This window comes from Lysobacter capsici (assembly GCF_014779555.2).
Classification (GTDB): domain Bacteria; phylum Pseudomonadota; class Gammaproteobacteria; order Xanthomonadales; family Xanthomonadaceae; genus Lysobacter; species Lysobacter capsici.
In genome coordinates this window covers 232,600-248,599 of sequence record NZ_CP094357.1, presented here as the reverse complement: position 1 = coordinate 248,599, position 16,000 = coordinate 232,600, and the positions used below count along the sequence as shown (strand labels likewise).

Here is a 16,000-nt window from a genome sequence, read left to right as displayed (position 1 = left end):
TGAATGGCGCGATCGTTAGATAGGGTCATGAAGATCGCGATCGGAGCGGAAGGCGTCCGGGCTGAAGCCCAGCCAAGAGAGCCGCCCCCGCAAGACCTCGCAGGCGCGAGACCCCGTACACCGCCAAGCAACGCTACTGCACCAACCCCTGCGCAGTGAATCGATAATTCTGCAGATCGATGCCCAGCGTCCGGCGGATATCCTCGCGCGCCGCGCGTGCGAACTGCGCCTGGGTGTCGGGCTCGGGACGGCGGGCGAAGGCGTCGATGCGTTCGGACAGGTTCAAGGCCCGGAACAGGAAATCGTCGGCGACCCATTGCCGGCGTTGCGGCGCGAGTTCCGGCAAGGTGCTGCCCTGCGCCAGCGAGCCGCGCAACTGGTTGCGCAAGGCGATCAGGCGCGCACCGCTCGGCAACGGCGCCTGATGAACCAGGGCCCAGTTGACCGCGACATGGTAGGCGGCGACATCGGCGAGGTTGTCGTTGGCCAGTCCCTGCGCCGGCAGGACGCGGGCGAAACGCTGGCGGTACTCGGCGCTGGCCGAACGGCGCGCGAAGTCGTCGGCGACGCCGCGGCTTTGCTTGGCCATCGCGGCGATCAAGGCCGCGCGCACGCGCTCGGTAGTAGCAGGATCGCGCCGGAACGACAGGTCGGCGGTGCTGCCTGTGGCGGCCGCAGGCGACTTCGAAGCGCCCGCGCCGCGCTGGGCCGAAGGACGCTGAGCCGGCGCCGCCGCGCCGGAGCGCTGACTCAACGATCGCTTGATCGCGGCATTGACCGCGGCGGTGCCGGCGACGCTCTGCATCGAGTCCATGGTCGAGTTGAACCCGTCCATCTGCGGCTGGTAATCCTGCGCCGCGACCGCGCCACTGAGCGCCAGCGCGATCGAGCCCAGCGCGACACCAAGGCCATGGCGTCGGTCGCGACTGCCGTCGCAAGCACCTAAACGCGCGCGCCGGAACCAAGCGACAGCCGCAAACCCATGACGCAGAAACGCAAAAGGAGCGAAGCCAGGCTTCGCTCCTTTCGCGGCGGCTTGCGAACGCGGCATCAGCTCTTGCGGGAAGCCTGCGCGTTGGTGTCGCCGAGCGTCTTCACCACGTTGGTGAAGGTGTTCATCATCAGCTGGAACTCGGACACTTCGGCCTGCGTCTTCAGCATGTCGCTCGGCTTCGCGTCGGCCGGCAGGCCTTCGATCGCCTTGGTCATCTGGTCGGCCTTCTTGTCGGCCAGCTTGCCGGTCAGCTCGGCGATCGCATACAGCCAACCCTTGCCGCCGCTGGCCTTGGCTTCCTCGGTCTTGCCACGGACTTCCTGGGTGGCCAGCGAGTTGACGAAGAGGGCGTTGACGTCGTTGCTCATGTCGTTCTCCAAAAATTCATTTCGGTGTGAGAGATAGAGCCGTTCTGCCATCTCGCCGCGAACCGCCCCTGTTTCTGGATTCCATCTTCCCGCCGGGCCCGGGGGCCTACAAGCTATGGCGTACCCTAGGTGCCGGCGGGTGCAATGCGTGCGCTTAGCCGCCATTTCCCCAGGGATTGCGCGGCGCCGGCTTCTTGTTGCCGCTGCCGGCCGCGGAATTCGTGACCGCGGCCGCGGTATTGCGCTTCTTGCGCTGCGCGTTGCGCTCGTTGAGCCATTCGGCCGCGGCGATCTCGCCGTCCTCGCGCAGGCGGCGTCCGTATTCCAGCGCGTCCTGTACCGCGTCGCGCTGCAACGGCTCCAGGGTGTCGTTGAAACGACGGATCTGGAATTCGCGTTCGCTGGCGTCGGCTTCGGGCATCAGCGCGTCGACCGCGGCGGCCCAGTCGCGGCGCATGCCCTCGGGATCGATCTGGATCGGCGCATTCAGGTCCTGCTTGTCCAGAGCCTCGTTGAGCTTGCCCAGCAGGAAAGCGCGGTCCTGCGAACTCAGGTCGGGCTGCTGCTGCAACAGGTCTTCGAACGAAGCCCGCAGCTGGCGGCGTTGGTCGTCGGCGGTCGCTTGAGTCATGGCGGTGGCGGTCCATCGGGTTGAGTGAAGGAAACGTCCGCGCGCTCACGGCGCGGACGCGGACCTCGCGCGGCGAGGTCAGTCGTGGAAATGCGGATCGATGCTGAGCTGCCCGAGGTTGCGTTCGGCGAAACGGCGCGCGAGCTCCGGGCCGGCGTCGCGGATCGCGTCGTAGCTCGAACGCGAGCGAGAATCGGCGCGCAGCTGCCAGCCCTCGGCGGTCTTGGTCAACAGCAGGTCGGTGCCGGGCAGGGTCTGGTCGGACAGGCGCAGCAGCACCTGGCCTTGCTCGCCGCTGGCGCCGCCGTTGCTGACCGCGAGCTGGCGCACGTGGCGTTCGATCAGGTCGGCGAACGCGGCGGCGTTGGAAGTCGGCTGCGCGGCCGGCGGCGGGGTGGCGGTGTCGCGCATCGCGAGTTGCGCCTGCAGCATCGCCGAACTTTCGGCCGGCGGCGGCGCGCTGTCGACGCGCTCGAAGCCGACCGACTGGCGCTGGTGTTCGTGCGCGCGCTCGCCGGCGGCCTGCTTGCGCGCAACCGCGTTGCCGGCTTCGGCGCGCACCTGTTCGGCGGTCATCTTGCCGCCGTCGGCGGCGCTTTCGCTCTGCCCGAGCAAACGCGCGAGGCCTTCGTCCTTGCCGGCGGTGCCGGCCTGGGCGAAGCCACCCTGGCGCTGCTGCAGCAGACTGCGGAACTGATCGACCGATTCGGGCGCGGCCGGCTGGCGCGTCGGCGCGCGCGTGGGCTGCGCCTGCTCGGCCTGCTTGGCGGCTTCGGCGCGCTTGGCATCGGCATCGGCGGAGGGCGAGCTGTTGCGGATCGTGCTCATGGCGACCTCGATCAGAAGGGGCCTTGCGACTGTTGGCGCGAGGCCATCAGCAGGTCGGCGGAATGGGCTTCCTCGCGGCGCTGGCTCGCCGCCTGTTGTTCCTTGCGCCAGACGTCCTTGCGCTTTTCCAGCGCGTCCAGCCGCGCCTGGGCGCGGAAGAACGCCTTGCGCGCTTCGTCCAACGCCGCTTCGGCTTCGCGCAATTTGCCTTGCGCATCGAGCAGCCGCTGATGCGCGGCGACGGCGAGTTCGCCGAGATGGTCGATATGCGATTCGCGCTGCGACATCGCCATCGGCCACGGCACGCCCGGCGGCGGCGGATCGAGCAGGCGCAGGCGCTGACCAGCGCGTTCGCGATTGAGGTCGGCGATCTCGCCCTCGATCGCGGTGCAGGCCTCGCGCCGCGCCTGCACCTGGCGCTGGCGTTCCATCACCACGCCGCGCGCGGTCTCGACCCGGTGCGAGCGCAGTTGCAGCAGCGTATGCAGTGGATAGCGGCTCATCCGAACAACCTGCGCAGCGCGTCGACGGATTGTTTGTAGTCGGCCAGATCGCCGGCGGACTGCTTGAGCAGTTTGCGGATCGGTTCGATCTTCTCGATCGCGATGTCGGCTTCGGCGTCGCTGCCGCGCTTGTACTCGCCCAGTTGCAGCAGCAGTTCGATGTCCTGATGCTTGGCCAGGTATTTGCGCAGTTGCCCGGCGGCGCGCTGATGGCCGTCGTCGGCGACCCGCGGCATGGTGCGGCTCAGGCTGGTCAGCACGTCGATCGCCGGATAGTGATACGCCGCGGCGAGTTTTCGCGACAGCACGATGTGGCCGTCGAGGATCGAGCGCACTTCTTCGGCGACCGGATCGTCGCCGTCCTCGCCTTCCATCAGCACGGTGTAGAACGCGGTGATGCTGCCCTTGTCGTTGTTGCCGGCGCGCTCGAACAGACGCGGCATGGCGCTGAATACCGACGGCGGGAAACCGCGCCGCGCCGGCGGTTCGCCGATCGCCAGGCCGACGTCGCGCAAGGCGCGGGCGAAACGCGTGACCGAGTCGACCAGCAGCATCACCCGCTGGCCGCGGTCGCGGAAATACTCGGCGATGGCGGTCGCGACCCAGGCCGCGCGGCTGCGCTCGAGCGCGGGCCGGTCGGAGGTGGCGACGACGATGATGGATTTCTTCAGGCCCGCTTCGCCCAGGTTGTCCTGGATGAATTCGTTGACCTCGCGGCCGCGTTCGCCGACCAGCGCGATCACGTTGACGTCGGCGTCGCCGCCGCGCGCGAGCATGCCGAGCAAGGTGCTCTTGCCGCCGCCGGCGACCGCGAAGATGCCCAGGCGCTGGCCGACGCCGGCGGTCATCACCGTGTCGATCGCGCGCACGCCGGTGGCGAACGGACGGTCGATCAGGCTGCGCGCGAGCGGATTGGGCGAGGCGGCGTAGATCGGGATCTGCACGGTCGGACCGAACCCGCCGCGGCCGTCGATGGGATCGCCGTTGGCGTCGAGAATGCGGCCGAGCAGCCCGTCGCCGGCGCGCACCGAGGCCTGCCGGCCGGTGGCGATCACTTCGGTGTCGTGGGCGACGCCGTCGAGCGCGCCCAGCGGGGTCAGCAAAGTGTATTGGCGCGACACGCCGACCACTTCGGCGGCCAGGCGGAAATTGCGGTCGCGCGGGCTGCGCAGTTCGCACAGCTCGCCGATCATCGCCTTCAGGCCGGTGGCGCGGATCATCGTGCCGTAGGCTTCGGCGACCTTGCCGATGCGCACCACGTTGGGCACGCGCGCCAGCGCCGCGATCAGCGGGTCCTGTTGCGGCACCGGCGCGGCGACCGGTTGCAGGATGGTGCGCTGCAAGCTGCTCATCGCGCGCCTGCCCGAGCACGGCATGCGAACGCCGCCGCGAGCGCGCGGCGGTTCATTCGCTGTGCTCCGCGCCGTACTCGGCGCCCGACAACGCGACCCGGATCGCTTCGATCTGCTGAGCCACGCCGGCGCGCACTTCGCCGACCTCCGACACCACCACGCAGCTGAGCTTGTCCAGGCTTTCGTCGTCGACCAGTTCGATCACCCCGACCACCGGATGCGCCTGGCGCACCAGGCCCAGGCCCTTGGCTACGTCCTCGCGCACGCTGGGGTGCACGCGGATCAGCAGGAACTGCTCGGCCTGCGCGGCCTCGACCGCGTGCATGACCAGCGGCGGCACCACGCTGCGCGCGTCGAATTCGGGGGAAATCCGCGCGACGATCGCGCAGGCCAGTTCGGTCACGCGGCTGCCGGCGTCGGCGAGCACGCGCGCGCGGCGTTCGTTGAGGTCGGCCAGCTGCTGCGCCATCTGCTGCTGCGCGCGCGCCAGGCCTTCGGCGAAGCCGGCCGCGTAACCGGCCTCGCGCGCCTGCTTGATCTCGTCGCCGGCCTCGGCGTACAGCGCATTGACCCGCGCCAGGGTCTGATCGAGTTCGCCGATCGCGTTCCACTGCTTGGCCGGCACGATGGTGCCGGCGACCGCGCGTTCGAATTGCTTGCGCTCGAACACCACCACCGTGCCGGTGGCGCGCTGCGGTTCGATCCGGCGCGGACCGTCGGTCAAACCCGTGCCCGCCGTGGCGGACGCGGAAGACGACAGGTCGGCGGAGAGCGGATCGGCGTGCATGAGTGTCCTTGGGTGAGTGCGATGACCGGCGGCGACGCGGCGGCTCAGGCCGCCAGCGGTCTGGCGCCGTGATGGCTATGCAGGCGTTCGACCGTTTCCGGCGGCAGATGCGCGACCAGCGTCGAGCTCGGGTCGTGCAGCGCGCGCGGCAGCAGCAGGCGCGACCAGTCGGCCAGGCCGGGGTCGCGGCGCTCGGCCCACAAGCGCAGTTCGGCGCGGCCGCGGCGGTCGAGCAGGTCCAGCATGGTGCGATCGTCGGGATCGCGCAGCGCCGCATCGAGTTCGGCGTTGAGCTGCGCGCCCAGTTGCGCCTGGACCTTGCCGTCCCAGACCAGGCTGTCGAGCGCGAGCAGGTAGGCGTTGTCGAGCGCCTGCTTGAGCCGGCGCACCGGATCGCGCCGCACTTCGGCGCGGATCGCCGGCGCATAGGCCAGCGCGCCCAGATCGCGCACTAGGCGTTCGACCCGCGCGCGCGGCCAGCGCAGCGCGGCGGCGCCGAAACCTTCGCCCGGTTGCGGCGCGAGCAAGGCCGGCGCGTCGCCGGCGGCGAGCCAGCGGCCTAGCAGGCGACGGCCGAGCGCGCTGTTGCGGGCGGCGGCGAGCAGTTCGGGTGCGATCCGGTTCGGACCGTCGCCGTGCCAGCTCGGATCGACCTCGGAGAGGATCGTCCGCAGCGCCGCCGTGCCGCTCATCCGTTCCAGACCCCGCTGCGTGCGTTGGTCGGCGCGGCCGCGGCGGCCGGAGCGAAGCGCGAGCGCAGACGGCCGAAGAAGAACGCGACGATCGCCAGCACCACCAGCACGCCGGCGCCGATGATGACCGCGCTCAGGTCGATCGAGCCGATCACCGCGTTGAGCGGACCGCCGCCCTGATGCGCCTTCGGCGGCGCAGTCACGGTGAAGAACTTGACCGTGACTTTATTGACGTCGTCCAAGCCCTCGACGCTGTCCTTGACGAACACTTTGATGTCGGTCTCGCGATCGCGCAGGCTCTGGCCGGGGCGTTCGAAGATCAGCACCGAGGCCGAGGAATCCTGCACGTTGCCGCCGAGCGGGTCGCGGTCGGGCAAGGCGATATGCACGCGCGCCTCGACCACGCCGTCGATGCGGGTCAGGGTGCGCTGCAGTTCCTGCGACAGGCCGTACAGGTAGCGCGCCTTTTCCTCCAGCGCGGAGGAGGCGAAGCCTTCCTTCTTGAACACGTCGCCGAGCGAGCTGTACTTCGCCCGCGGCAAGCCGCGCGAGGTCAGCACCTGCATCGCGTAGGGGATGTCGCCGCGATTGACCATGACCTCCCAGCCGGTCTTGCTCGGCGAGGGATCCTTTTCGGCCGGAATCCCCGCATCGAGCAGGGCCGCCATCAGTTCATTGGCCTGTTGCTCGTCGAGCTGGCTGTACAGCGGCGTGCGCGTACAGCCGACGATCAGCAGGCAGGCCAGCAGGGCCGCCATGACTCGTAACGCATTGAAGCCTGACGCCCTACCCATGCATCCCCCGTGGTGATTGCGTACCGATTGCGAGCGACTGCTCAGGACTGCTGACGGAACAATTGCTGGATGCCGTCGGAGGTGCGGTTGGCGACGTTCGAGGTGAGCTGCGAGGTGAACATGAACTGGTGGCAGCGCATGGTCATCTGGATCATCTCGCCCGAGGTCAGATCGGCGCTGTTGGCCGACATGGTCTTGGTCGCCGCGTCGATCTTGTCGGCGCCGCCGTTGAGATTGTCGAGCGCGGCCAGCACCGCGCGGGTGCCCTGCGACATTTCGGTCGGCGCGGCTTGCGCGGGCGCGCCGGCCTGAGCACCGGCCGAGGTCGGCGAGGCGCCGCGGTCGAATGCGGCGGCGAACTCGCGGATGTCGTAGGCCGACGCCTGCGGCGACTGCGCCGGCGATGCGGCGGCCGGCTGTGCGGCTTCGGCTGCGACTTGAATGGCTTCGATCATGGCCCTTTCTCCTGGAGCGTTGGGTCCGAACGAACAACAAATTACGGCTGGCGATCAAAAAACAGACGGTGCGGTGCGCGGTGCGATCGCGGCGCTTCGACGCAGCCGGCGCCCGGACCGAGATCCGGGCGCCGCGGCAGGAAGCGGCGACGTCGGGCCGCGCCGCGCCGTCAGTTCTTCGACGCCAGGGTCTTGAACGCGTCGCCGATGCTGTTGATCGAGGTCGAGGCGTTGTTCGAGATGAACTGCATGCGCAGGCTCTCGGAGGTCAACGCGATCATCGCCGACGGCTGGTCGTTGCCGCCGCCGATCGAGCCCGACAGCTCGGTGATGCGGCCGGCCTGGCTGTCCAGGGTCGAACCCCACGCCTTGGCCATCGCTTCGAACCAGCTGCCGCTGCCGCCGCCCGCGCCGCCGCCGGCGGACACACCGCCACCGCCGCCGTTGGACGAAGCGCTGGCGTTCTTGCCGTTGCCGACGGTGTTGCTCTTGTTGACATCGGCGATGAAGCTGGTGACCAGGCCGGCGGTGCCGCCGGCGTTCGGATTTACCGTATTGCTCATGACGTCTCTCCTGCTCGTTGCGGCGTGGCCGCTGAATGGCGTGGAACAACGGATGAAGCGGAACTCTGAATGCGGCACTGCATACGGCCCAGTACGGACCTAAAGCGGATGCATGGTGCCGATCATGGATTTAATCGGTGATACACACGTGAAACCAGCTAGTGCTGACCCGGGGGTGGTCGGGGTCATTCACGCCTCCCGGCCGGCTTCGCGGGCGCCTCGGAGACACTGAAGGGGTTGTCGCTGCGCTTGTCGGCCGGCGCCGCGGGCGAGCGCGCGGCCGGGCTGGCGGCCGGGCTCACCGGCGCGGTGGGCGCGGCCGGGGTGGCAGTGGCCGCGGTCGCGGTCGGCGCCGTGCCCGGCGTGGCGGCCGGGACACCGCTGGCGGCCGCCGCCGCGGCGGCCTGCTCCTCGGCGGTCAGCGGCTGCGCCTTGAGCTGGTCGGTCATCCCGGTCAGCTTGTTCAGCGCCCAGGCCTTGTCGCCGATCGCGATCAGGCTGCGGCCGTCGGGCATCACGTCGCCGACCGCGTACTCGTGGCCGTCGACGTCGATCACGTGCGGGTTGGCGCCGCCGCGGACGATCTGCACGATCCGGGTCGGTTCGACGCTGACCGGCGCCTTCTTGACCTCCGGCGCGGCCACGGTCGGCCCGGCCGGCTGGCCTTCGTCGGCGAGGTTGCGCGGAATCACCCGGCGCACGCCGTTCACGTCCTGCATCGCCCTTGAGGCGACCGCGCGCTTGAACACGTCCTCGTTCTCGAACCGGCCGATCACTTCGACATCGCCGTTGCCCAGGTAACGCGTCTGCGTGGTCAGGCCCTGGCTGCGCAGCACTTCGCGCACGTCGCCGGCGATGTCGTCGCCGGTGCGCAGGTCGAGGCGCGCGTCGACTTCATCGGTGACCAGGCGCTTGCGGATCATCTCGCGCACCGTGGCGTCCTTGACCGTGCCCGACAGCACCAGGCTGCCGTCGTCGTTTTCGATCAGGCGGCCGCCGGCGATCGAGAATTCCTTGATCAGCGGCTGCACCACTTCCTTCGGCGTGGGCTTTTTCTCGAAGCCCGGCATCACCGCCGCGGCGATCGCCACCGACACCAGCGACAGCGCGGCCAAGCCGGCGATCAGCGGCAGATGGCGCATCGAGGATTTGGCCGGCTTGGCCAGCTCGCCCATGTTGGGCAGCATCGTCGCCCAACCCGGGTCTTCGGCGGCGCCGACCGCGATCGACGCGCCGCCCATGTCGACGCGCTGCATCGCGCTCAACTCGGCCGGGTCGCCCGGATTCAGGGTCTGGCCGTCGATCGTCAGCGGCGCGTCGAGCGCACGCAGCGAGACCGTGCCGCCCATGCGGGTCAGGAACGCGTGGCGCGGCGCGACGCCGGGATCGGACAGCACGATGTCGCAATCGCCGCTGCTGCCGATCAGCACGGTTTCCTGCGCCGACAACGGCCGGCTGGCGCCGGTGTGCAAACCGGAGACCACGCGCAGCACGCTGATCGCCGGGGTGATCCTGATTTCGGCGCGAGGAGCCTCGCCGTGCGGCTTGGCGTCGAGCGCGCTCTTGCCGGCATCGCCGGCAGGCGCGGCGGCGTCGCCCGGCGTGAGCGGACCTGAAGTGTTCGGATGTTCGTCGATGGACATGGCGGACTCCTGTCTCAGACGCCGCCGCGGCGGGCGGCGCATGCGGTCGGGACGCGCGATGCGCGCGGGCCGGACGACCGGTGAAGGGGGGAAGGACGGCGGAGAAGATTCATCGTCTGGGCTCCTCAGGCGTTGACCTGGCCTGCCTGCACGATGCGCAGGTCAGGTGCGAGTTCCTGATAGGACAGCACCGGCAGTTCGAAGAAATCGATCTCCAGCAGCTTGCGCAGATGACGGCGAACATCCAGTGAACACAACAGCACTGGCTTAACGCCTTCAGCTTGGCGGCTCAGATGCGCGCGCACCTCGCTGCCCAGGCGACCGGCCAGCTCGGGCGAAATCGCCAGCTGGGTCGCGCCGCCGGCCACCCGCACCGATTGGCGCAGACGGTCCTCCAATTCAGGATGGATCAGCAGCACCTGCATGGTGCGGTCGCTGTCGGCGTAGCGGTCGGCGATTTCGCGCTTGAGCGCGACGCGCACGTATTCGGTCAGCAGCACCACGTCCTTCTCGCGCCCGCCGACATCGGTGATCGCTTCGAACGCGTCGCGCAGATTGCGGATCGGCACGCCTTCCTCGACCAGCCGGCGCAGCACGTCGGCGACCCGTTGCGGCGCGACCACGCGCAGCATTTCCTTGACCAGGTCCGGGTAGTCGCGCTGCATCTTGCCGAACAGGTTCGAGGTTTCCTGGATGCCGATGAAGCTGCCCATGCGCCGTTCCAGCGCGGCGCGCGAATGCTCGATCACCGTGCTCAGGCCGTCGCGGATATCGGCGCCGGCCTGGCCGGTCCACTCGCCCGCCAGCGGCGGGAAGAACCCCGGCAGCTTGGGCGCGTTGGCGTCGCCGAGCCGGGCCGGACGGAACTGCGCGTTCGGCGACAGCCGCCCGAACGCGATGCGCGCGCCGAACGCGGTCAGGCGATAGCCGCCCAGGCCGTCGCCGTTGTCCAGGTCGGCGGCGATCTTGATCACCGGCACCGGCAGCGGCACGCCGTATTCGTCGCGCAGGCGGCGGGCGACGTCGACGATGCGCTCGCGCGTGAGGTGTTCGCCGAACGCGGCCGCCAGGGTCGGCGACAGCTCCAGCTGCAACGGCGCCGGCGGCGCGATCTCGTCTTCGTTGACGACCTTCTCGTCGATGCCGCGCTCGCCCTCGGGAACCTTGAACACGCGCCGCAGCACCGCCGAGCCGTGGCGATAGCGCCACGCGGCGAAGCCCAGCAGCACCATCGACAGGACCAGGAATACCGGCTTCGGAAAGCCCGGCACGAAGATCATCAGGAACGCCAGGCAGCCGGTGATCAGCAGCACGCGCGGCTGGCCGGTGACCTGGCGGGTGATCGATTCGCCCAGGTGGCGGTCGTCCTCGTCGCCGGCGGTGCGGGTCACCACCAGGCCGGCGGCGATGGTCGCCAGGATCGCCGGAATCTGCGACACCAGGCCGTCGCCGATGGTCAGGATGCTGTAGGTGTGGGTCGCATCGGCCAGCGGCATGCCCTTCTGCAGCACGCCGATGGCCAGGCCGCCGAGCAGGTTGATGATGATGATGACGATGCCGGCGATGGCGTCGCCCTTCACGAACTTCATCGCGCCGTCGAGGCTGCCGTGCAGCTGGCTTTCCACTTCCAGCAGGCGGCGCTTCTTCTTGGCCTCGTCCTTGTCGAGCATGCCCGCGCGCAGGTCCGAGTCGATCGACAGCTGCTTGCCCGGCATCGCATCCAGGGTGAAGCGCGCGGCGACTTCGGCCACGCGCTCGGCGCCCTTGGCGATGACGATGAACTGGACCACGGTGATGATCAGGAACACCACGAAACCGACCACCAGGTTGCCGCCGGCGACCAGGCTGCCGAATGTTTCAACGATATGACCGCCGTTGGCCTCGAGCAGGATCGAGCGGGTGATCGCGATCGACAGCGACAGCCGGAACAGCGTGGTCAGCAGCAGCACGCTGGGGAAACTGGAGAACGCCACCGGCGTTGGGATGTACAGCGCGATCAGCAGCAGGCCGAAGCCGATCGCGATGTTGATCGCGACCAGGGTGTCGATGATCGCCAGCGGCAGCGGCAGGATCATCACCGCGATGATGGTGACCGCGCCGATGGCCAGGATCACGTCGCTGTAACCGGCGCGGCGACGCGGAAGCGTGCCGGGCGGCGCGGCCATCAGGGAACTCAGCAGTGCTCGCATTCGGTCAGCCCCACATCCTGTTGCTGGGTGATCGGGCATGGGTTCGGGCGTCGGCGACGCGGGGCGGCTCGGGTACCTCGCCGACACGCGCAGCGGCGACCGCGCTACGCCACGGCGTCAAGCCGCGGGTCGCGATCGTCGTCGGTTTTGCGCTGTATCGAACGCTGGAAGCAATCACTGCTCTGCCATGTACCCCTGAGCACCCACGCATGGCGCTGTCCTCAAACACGATGCCGGTTCGGACGGCCGATACTAAGTGTTAAGTGTCACCTGTTGTGTGAACGCAAACGTTGTTGTGCGTGATCTGCACAATCACGTCGCCTTGATCCCCAAGGCTTACATTCGCGCTCATTCATCGCTGTTTTTGTGAACTCGTGCGCAATTGCGTGATCGCGTTCGACTAACGTAAGCGCGCAGCGCTCAGGATTCGTGTTCGGTCGAAGCTGCGACGGCCGGCACAGAAGCAGTTGCGGTTGAAACCGTCGCGGCGACCGCCGGCGCGATGTCCGCGGGGTCGAGTTCGGCGATCAGGTTCAGCGATTGCCCGGCCACGCCGACCGCCAGCGCGCGTCCGCTGCGCGTGCGCAGCACGACGATACGTTCGCGGGGGCCGACGGGGAGGATCTGCAGGATCGACAGCGGCGCATCGCGCCCGCTCAACCCGTGGCGCTTGCGCAGGTAATGCAGCACCGCGAGCAGCGCGGCGATGACCACCGCGACCGGCAGCAGGATCGAGATGAATTCGAACAACATCGAAGGCGGTTGCGCGGCGGCGGCCGCAGGCGCCGCGGGCTTGGCGGCGGCGAACGCCAACGCCGGCGCGCAGGCCAGGACGGCTAGGCAACGGATTACGCAACGCGGCAGCAGGGGCAGTATCGGCATGGCGAGTCAGTGCGGGACCGAGGATTCGAACGTGGGTGCGGGAGCGCGCGGGGCGCGGCCCATCGCGGCGACATACCGTAACAGCCCGGCGCCCCGACACGCGCGGCGCCCTCGCCGATGCCCGCGGCTTCACATCGTCGGGCCGGCCGGCATGGCATGGATGTGAGCATGGGCAACGTCAAGACGAGCCGCGCCGGCAAGCGTGCCGCGCAGGCTCCGGCCGCCATCGACCCGTCCGCCGGCCTGCTCGGCGCGGTGCCGTTCGCCTGCGCGATGTTCGACGCGGGCGGCGTCCTGATCGCCGGCAACGCGCGTTATCGCGAGGAATTCGGCGCGCTGCCCGAGCACGCCAGCCGCGATGCGCTGCTGGCGCTGCTGCAGGGCGACAGCGGCGACAGCGAGGGCCCGCGCGAGGTGCTGGCGCCGCACAGCGGCCGTTGGTACGCGCTGCACTGGGGCCGCGCCGAACACGCCGCCGCGCCGGTCGAGGTGCTGACCGCGATCGACATCAGCGAACGCATCGAGACCCTGGACTCGCACAAGAACCGCCAGGAAAAACTGCTGTTCACCTCGCGCCTGATGTCGGTCGGCGAGATGGCCGCGACGCTCGCGCACGAGTTGAATCAACCGCTCGCGGCGATCATGAATTATCTGAACGGAAGTCTGCGCCTGGTCGAACAGGCCGGCGGCCCAGTCCAGGTCGAACGCGCGCTTCAAGCGGCGCGGACCCAGGCCGAACACGCCGCGGCGGTGATTTCGCGAGTGCGCGAGTTCGTGCGCGCGCGCGAACCGCGACGCGACGCGCACGAGCTGAGCCGGATCGCCGACACCGTGCTGGAACTGCTGCGGCTGGAGGCCGAACGCCTGCAGCTGCGCATCGATCTGGGCCTGCCGACCAACCTCGCGCCGGTGTTCGCCGACCGGGTGATGATCGAGCAGGTGCTGCTGAACCTGGTCAAGAACGCGATCGAGGCGATGCGCGAAATCCCCGCGGCGCGGCGCGAATTACGCATCGACGCGCGGATGAACCTCGACGATCAGGTCGAGGTGCGCGTGTCCGACCGCGGCGCCGGCCTGAGCCCGGCCGAGCAGGACCAGTTGTTCTCGCCGTTCTTCACCACCAAGACCGATGGCTTGGGCATCGGCCTGGCGATCTGCCGCTCGATCATCGAATACCACGAGGGCCGGCTGTTCTTCGAGCCGCGTGAAGGCGGCGGCAGCGTGTTCGGGTTTACCTTGCCCCGCTATGAGGCCCGTACTTGATGCTCGCCCGCGAACCTCGCGCGCGCCCGGGCGCCGCGCCGCCGGACCGATCCGCCGCGGGCCGATCACAGATGACAAAGGTCACCATCGCGAGCACCGCCTGGCGGGTTATACCGTCGCGTTCGCTGAAACTCAGCGCGACGCGAGCGCGGGCGATGACGCCGGCCACCCGTTCATGTCCTGCAACGCCCGATTCGCCGCGAAGGATCCGCCCGTGACCCAGCCCACGCCCATCCGACTGTCGTACGCGTCGCGCGAACTGCCGCCGGCCGCATGCGACACAGGCGGCGCGGCGCCGTCTAAAGTGCGGGGCGCGCGAACGCGACGAGCCCGGCGGCGCCGGCAAGGAGAGCATCGCTGATGACCGAAGCACGCATCTACCTGGTCGACGACAACGACGGCTTTCGCGAATCCACCGCGTGGCTGCTGGAAACGGCCGGGTTCGAAGTCCAGGCCTATGCCTCCGGGCCGGCGTTTCTGGACGCCTACGCCGGCGAGCGCCACGGCACGCAGCCGTGCTGTTTGGTTTCCGACATCCGCATGCCGCTGATGAGCGGGCTGCAGCTGCAGGAGGAACTGCGCCGGCGCGGGATCGGCCTGCCGCTGGTGTTCGTGACCGCGCACGGCGACGTGCCGCTCGCGGTCGAGGCGATGCGCAAGGGCGCGTCCAATTTTCTCGAAAAACCCTTCAGCGACGAGGCCGTGATCGATGCGATCCGGGCCGCGATCGTCAATGCGCGCAACCACGCCGGCAGCGAGGCCGGCGACGATCGCCTGGCCAAGCTGAGCCCGCGCGAACGTCAGGTCATGGACCTGGTGGTGGCGAGCAAGCCGAACAAGATCATCGCCGACGTGCTCGGCATCAGCGTCAAGACCGTGGAGCTGCATCGATCGAACATGATGAACAAACTCGGAGTACGCTCGCTGCCCGAGCTGATGAAGGTGGCATTGGGCCATGGATGAATCGCACGGCCCGATGACGGGGCATGAACACTATTCGCAGCCCGCGGCGCAGGCGCAGGCCGGTTCGATCCGCGGCCGGGTGCCGTCGCTGCCGCTGTGGCAGGCGCAGGCGCTGTGCGGGCTGTTCGGCGCCGCGCAGCGCTGGCCGGTGCGCGACGGCGGCTGGCTGAGCTTCGCCCAGGCCGGCGCGATCGACGGCGAGGTGGTGACGCTCGAAGGCGACGGCGCGCGGATCAAGCTGCAGCTCGACAGCGGGCTGGCGATCGATACCGACACCGGCCTGCACTGGAGCGACTACCAGGGCCGCTCGCGCGTGCTGGCCTGGAGCCTGGCGCACGAATCGCAGCTGGTGCGGCTGAGCCAGGCGCTCGATATCGCCCTGATCCCGGTGGTCGACGACGGCAACACCTCGCTGCACGACCTGCAAACGCATAGCGCCGCCAGCCTCGACGGCCTGTGGCTGGCCTTCACCATCGCCGACGGCGGCGGCCAGGTGCGCGTGCGCGGGCATCTGCGCATCCCGCCGGGCTGGGTCGAACGGCTGTTGTTCCGCGCCGAGAGCTTCGAGCGTTCGCGCGACGACGACTCCGGCGGTTACCGCGACTGGACCGACCTGCCGGTGCCGATCGCGCTGCGCTGGCTAGGCCCGCAACTGCGCCGCGCGCAGTGGCGCCAGCTGCGTCCGGGCGACGTGCTGGTGATCGGCAATTACCAACGTCCGCCGCCGGTGCAGGCGCAGGTGCCGGGCTATGCCTGGCCGCTGCTGCCGGTCGCCGACGGCTGGCGCATCGACGGCCCGCCGTTGACCCTTTCCACGCATCAGGAGACTTCCGCGATGAGCGACACCGAAGCCGCGCCCGAATCGGCCGAACCCAACGCACCGGAGGTTCCGGTCCGCCTCGAATTCGACCTGGGCCGGCTCGAATGCCGCTACGAGGATCTGGCCGGCTTCCAGCCCGGTTACGTGTTCGCGCTGCCCTCGCGGCTGGAAGGCGCGAACGTGGTGATCCGCGCCAACGGCCGCGACGCCGGTCGCGGCGAAATCGTCGCGGTCGGCGACACCCTGGGTGTTCGTCTGATCGCCTGGAGCTGA

Annotated in this window: 17 protein-coding genes; 3 read left to right on the top strand and 14 right to left on the bottom strand. The window is 69.2% G+C overall.

The features are described from left to right. Positions 1-133 precede the first annotated feature (133 nt). The 14 genes from IEQ11_RS01050 to IEQ11_RS00985 form a co-directional block, all read right to left on the bottom strand. A complete protein-coding gene (locus tag IEQ11_RS01050) occupies positions 134-1,051 on the bottom strand; it encodes a DUF6683 family protein (RefSeq protein ID WP_343226519.1) in 918 nt (305 codons plus the stop codon). After that, positions 1,051-1,362, bottom strand: coding sequence for an EscF/YscF/HrpA family type III secretion system needle major subunit (locus IEQ11_RS01045; protein WP_096411659.1), 312 nt, complete (start codon positions 1,360-1,362; stop codon positions 1,051-1,053). Before IEQ11_RS01045 ends, IEQ11_RS01050 begins: the two co-directional genes overlap by 1 nt. Before the next feature lie 154 nt (positions 1,363-1,516). Then, complete coding sequence (locus IEQ11_RS01040; RefSeq protein ID WP_036113417.1) at positions 1,517-1,993, bottom strand: hypothetical protein; 477 nt, start codon at positions 1,991-1,993, stop codon at positions 1,517-1,519. A gap of 78 nt (positions 1,994-2,071) precedes the next feature. Further along, complete coding sequence (locus IEQ11_RS01035; protein WP_036113415.1) at positions 2,072-2,821, bottom strand: hypothetical protein; 750 nt, start codon at positions 2,819-2,821, stop codon at positions 2,072-2,074. Positions 2,822-2,832: 11 nt separating this feature from the next. Continuing rightward, positions 2,833-3,324: a hypothetical protein gene (locus IEQ11_RS01030; RefSeq protein WP_036113413.1), complete on the bottom strand. Its 492-nt coding sequence runs from the start codon at positions 3,322-3,324 to the stop codon at positions 2,833-2,835. After that, a complete protein-coding gene (locus IEQ11_RS01025; protein WP_082124656.1) occupies positions 3,321-4,676 on the bottom strand; it encodes a FliI/YscN family ATPase in 1,356 nt (451 codons plus the stop codon). The genes IEQ11_RS01030 and IEQ11_RS01025 overlap by 4 nt, the downstream gene beginning before the upstream one ends. A gap of 52 nt (positions 4,677-4,728) precedes the next feature. Further along, positions 4,729-5,463 (bottom strand): FliH/SctL family protein, encoded by a 735-nt coding sequence (locus tag IEQ11_RS01020; protein WP_051547799.1) that lies wholly within the window; start codon positions 5,461-5,463, stop codon positions 4,729-4,731. A 44-nt stretch (positions 5,464-5,507) separates the two neighbouring features. Then, positions 5,508-6,155, bottom strand: coding sequence for a hypothetical protein (locus IEQ11_RS01015; protein WP_096411654.1), 648 nt, complete (start codon positions 6,153-6,155; stop codon positions 5,508-5,510). Then, complete coding sequence (gene sctJ, locus IEQ11_RS01010; protein WP_051547798.1) at positions 6,152-6,913, bottom strand: type III secretion system inner membrane ring lipoprotein SctJ; 762 nt, start codon at positions 6,911-6,913, stop codon at positions 6,152-6,154. Before sctJ ends, IEQ11_RS01015 begins: the two co-directional genes overlap by 4 nt. 77 nt (positions 6,914-6,990) lie before the next feature. Continuing rightward, on the bottom strand, positions 6,991-7,404 hold the full coding sequence (locus IEQ11_RS01005) for a hypothetical protein (RefSeq protein WP_036113409.1): 414 nt from the start codon (positions 7,402-7,404) through the stop codon (positions 6,991-6,993). 170 nt (positions 7,405-7,574) lie between these two features. Further along, positions 7,575-7,967, bottom strand: a complete 393-nt coding sequence (locus IEQ11_RS01000; protein ID WP_194735187.1) for a hypothetical protein — start codon at positions 7,965-7,967, stop codon at positions 7,575-7,577. A gap of 185 nt (positions 7,968-8,152) precedes the next feature. Then, positions 8,153-9,610 (bottom strand): FHA domain-containing protein, encoded by a 1,458-nt coding sequence (locus IEQ11_RS00995; protein WP_191823036.1) that lies wholly within the window; start codon positions 9,608-9,610, stop codon positions 8,153-8,155. Positions 9,611-9,735: 125 nt separating this feature from the next. Then, positions 9,736-11,799 (bottom strand): FHIPEP family type III secretion protein, encoded by a 2,064-nt coding sequence (locus IEQ11_RS00990; protein ID WP_191823035.1) that lies wholly within the window; start codon positions 11,797-11,799, stop codon positions 9,736-9,738. A 420-nt stretch (positions 11,800-12,219) separates the two neighbouring features. Next, the gene (locus IEQ11_RS00985; protein ID WP_036113401.1) at positions 12,220-12,681 is read right to left on the bottom strand and encodes a FliO/MopB family protein; all 462 of its coding nucleotides are present in this window, start codon (positions 12,679-12,681) and stop codon (positions 12,220-12,222) included. Positions 12,682-12,849: 168 nt separating this feature from the next. Here IEQ11_RS00985 and IEQ11_RS00980 point away from each other — a divergent pair, with 168 nt between their 5' ends. From IEQ11_RS00980 to sctQ, 3 genes are all read left to right on the top strand, one after another. Beyond that, entirely contained in the window at positions 12,850-13,944 is a 1,095-nt protein-coding gene (locus tag IEQ11_RS00980) for a sensor histidine kinase (RefSeq protein ID WP_191823034.1), read from the top strand. A 360-nt stretch (positions 13,945-14,304) separates the two neighbouring features. Continuing rightward, the gene (locus IEQ11_RS25855) at positions 14,305-14,907 is read left to right on the top strand and encodes a response regulator transcription factor (protein ID WP_036113398.1); all 603 of its coding nucleotides are present in this window, start codon (positions 14,305-14,307) and stop codon (positions 14,905-14,907) included. Beyond that, the gene (sctQ, locus tag IEQ11_RS00965) at positions 14,900-16,000 is read left to right on the top strand and encodes a type III secretion system cytoplasmic ring protein SctQ (RefSeq protein ID WP_036113395.1); all 1,101 of its coding nucleotides are present in this window, start codon (positions 14,900-14,902) and stop codon (positions 15,998-16,000) included. Before IEQ11_RS25855 ends, sctQ begins: the two co-directional genes overlap by 8 nt.

What these genes read in the sequence shown, in the direction of transcription:
- IEQ11_RS01020 (WP_051547799.1), bottom strand. Translation starts at nt 5,463, where the DNA reads ATGCACGCCGATCCGCTCTCCGCCGACCTGTCGTCTTCCGCGTCCGCC.
- sctQ (WP_036113395.1), top strand. Translation starts at nt 14,900, where the DNA reads ATGGATGAATCGCACGGCCCGATGACGGGGCATGAACACTATTCGCAG.
- IEQ11_RS00995 (WP_191823036.1), bottom strand. Translation starts at nt 9,610, where the DNA reads ATGTCCATCGACGAACATCCGAACACTTCAGGTCCGCTCACGCCGGGC.
- IEQ11_RS00985 (WP_036113401.1), bottom strand. Translation starts at nt 12,681, where the DNA reads ATGCCGATACTGCCCCTGCTGCCGCGTTGCGTAATCCGTTGCCTAGCC.
- IEQ11_RS01000 (WP_194735187.1), bottom strand. Translation starts at nt 7,967, where the DNA reads ATGAGCAATACGGTAAATCCGAACGCCGGCGGCACCGCCGGCCTGGTC.
- IEQ11_RS01015 (WP_096411654.1), bottom strand. Translation starts at nt 6,155, where the DNA reads ATGAGCGGCACGGCGGCGCTGCGGACGATCCTCTCCGAGGTCGATCCG.
- IEQ11_RS01040 (WP_036113417.1), bottom strand. Translation starts at nt 1,993, where the DNA reads ATGACTCAAGCGACCGCCGACGACCAACGCCGCCAGCTGCGGGCTTCG.
- IEQ11_RS01045 (WP_096411659.1), bottom strand. Translation starts at nt 1,362, where the DNA reads ATGAGCAACGACGTCAACGCCCTCTTCGTCAACTCGCTGGCCACCCAG.
- IEQ11_RS01025 (WP_082124656.1), bottom strand. Translation starts at nt 4,676, where the DNA reads ATGAGCAGCTTGCAGCGCACCATCCTGCAACCGGTCGCCGCGCCGGTG.
- IEQ11_RS01035 (WP_036113415.1), bottom strand. Translation starts at nt 2,821, where the DNA reads ATGAGCACGATCCGCAACAGCTCGCCCTCCGCCGATGCCGATGCCAAG.
- IEQ11_RS00990 (WP_191823035.1), bottom strand. Translation starts at nt 11,799, where the DNA reads ATGCGAGCACTGCTGAGTTCCCTGATGGCCGCGCCGCCCGGCACGCTT.
- IEQ11_RS25855 (WP_036113398.1), top strand. Translation starts at nt 14,305, where the DNA reads ATGACCGAAGCACGCATCTACCTGGTCGACGACAACGACGGCTTTCGC.
- sctJ (WP_051547798.1), bottom strand. Translation starts at nt 6,913, where the DNA reads ATGGCGGCCCTGCTGGCCTGCCTGCTGATCGTCGGCTGTACGCGCACG.
- IEQ11_RS00980 (WP_191823034.1), top strand. Translation starts at nt 12,850, where the DNA reads ATGGGCAACGTCAAGACGAGCCGCGCCGGCAAGCGTGCCGCGCAGGCT.
- IEQ11_RS01005 (WP_036113409.1), bottom strand. Translation starts at nt 7,404, where the DNA reads ATGATCGAAGCCATTCAAGTCGCAGCCGAAGCCGCACAGCCGGCCGCC.
- IEQ11_RS01050 (WP_343226519.1), bottom strand. Translation starts at nt 1,051, where the DNA reads ATGCCGCGTTCGCAAGCCGCCGCGAAAGGAGCGAAGCCTGGCTTCGCT.
- IEQ11_RS01030 (WP_036113413.1), bottom strand. Translation starts at nt 3,324, where the DNA reads ATGAGCCGCTATCCACTGCATACGCTGCTGCAACTGCGCTCGCACCGG.